Annotated in this window: 3 protein-coding genes; all 3 read left to right on the top strand. The window is 45.8% G+C overall.

What is annotated here, in order from left to right; translation table 11 throughout:
* On the top strand, positions 1 to 187 hold a 187-nt coding region (locus A3729_RS32090; RefSeq protein ID WP_197475506.1), incomplete at its 5' end, for a hypothetical protein.
* Positions 188 to 378: 191 nt separating this feature from the next.
* Complete coding sequence (locus A3729_RS03040) at positions 379 to 876, top strand: hemerythrin domain-containing protein (RefSeq protein ID WP_068508607.1); 498 nt, start codon at positions 379 to 381, stop codon at positions 874 to 876.
* Positions 877 to 910: 34 nt separating this feature from the next.
* A partial coding sequence (locus tag A3729_RS34445; protein ID WP_369820064.1) for a putative zinc-binding protein occupies positions 911 to 1,009 on the top strand: 99 nt, incomplete at its 3' end.

Genomic DNA, 1,009 nt, shown 5'->3' with positions numbered 1-1,009 from the left:
TGGCCCTTATGAAACAGAGGAACAAGCCTCTCAGGCAGCTTTAGAAAACTGCAAATTGTCTTCACCTGGTGAGTGCAGGGCAATCTATCACGGCTCAGCAAAACGCGATAGCGATACCAACCTTAACGTGCCACTTGGCGACATGCGCGAAGCAGGCTCAATAGAATGCCCTGAAGCCGCTGAATAAGCGCTGCTAACTGCTCAGGAGCCCCTCCTGAGCAGCCTATTATTTTTCTATCTGCTCTACCCCCTTTTATCCCTCTTATATCAACTAGGTTGTATAGCTTCGGCTCGGCAATGTTCTTAAGATAAAAGCTCGCCCTGAAAAGAATTCCGATACTATAGTTGCCCACCCCGTTCTTATGAAGTGGAGGAAGTATGCCCGATCAAACTTTAACAGACGGCAATAGCACCCTTGAGCCTCTAGAATCTCTATCAAACCCTGAACTAATTGCTCATATCTTGCAGCGCTACCATGAAGTCCATCGACAACAGCTTAGCGAACTAAATGAAAAGGCTGCTCGAGTTGAATCTGTACACGGTGAACACCCAGAGTGTCCTCATGGCCTATCTAATCACCTGCAAACAATGAAGATAGAGCTCGAACAACATATGTTTAAGGAAGAAAACATCCTCTTCCCTATGCTGGAACAAGGAATGGGAGCAATGGCTCAGGGCCCTATCTCGGTGATGCGTCATGAGCACGATGAACATGCTGGTGCAATCTCCCAGCTATCAGAGCTAACGAACCAGCTGACATTACCAGAAGACGCTTGTAATACCTGGACAAGGCTTTATGCCTTAATTTCTGAATTTATCGAAGATTTGCAAAGTCATATCTCGATTGAAAACAATCTACTCTTTGCTCGCGCCTAACAGTTCTGGCACTCACTGATATTGATAGTAAAAGATGAATCATAGAGAACAGCAGCCTATCGTGTACTCATGCTCTGGCTGCTCTAATGTCGCCCAGCTTACCAATCAATTAGCCCTAGAATTGAACCGTCTA

This window comes from Oleiphilus sp. HI0043, assembly GCF_001634935.1.
This window is presented reverse-complemented; position numbering and strand designations above follow the sequence as displayed.